Annotated in this window: 1 pseudogene; it reads left to right on the forward strand. The window is 48.4% G+C overall.

The features are described 5' to 3' along the window. Nucleotides 1-343, forward strand: a pseudogene (locus OUO13_RS12885) (IS1182 family transposase); the annotation flags it as partial.

The raw sequence follows: 343 nt of genomic DNA on the forward strand, positions 1-343 counted from the left end.
AGCAGCTATCCGCTGGAGATCGAACACCTGTTTGAACAGGTGCTACTGGTCTGCGATCAAGAAGGTTTGTTGGGAAAAGAACTCTTTGCCATCGATGGCTGCAAATTACCCTCAAACGCTTCCAAAGAGTGGTCAGGTACCTTCAAAGAACTGGCTGAGAAGCGAGATAAAATTCAGCGTCAAATCCGTTACTGGATGTCGGAGCACGAGAAAATAGACAAGGAGTCCGACGACAACAGTCGCCAGGAGCGCATCACAAAAACAGTCAGAACTCTGAATAGTGCCTTCGAAAAAATCGATCAGTTCCTAAAGACGCAAGGCCCACGGACGGGCGTTAACAAGC

The organism is Parathalassolituus penaei (assembly GCF_026626885.1).
In the GTDB taxonomy this organism is placed as follows: domain Bacteria; phylum Pseudomonadota; class Gammaproteobacteria; order Pseudomonadales; family Oceanobacteraceae; genus Oceanobacter; species Oceanobacter penaei.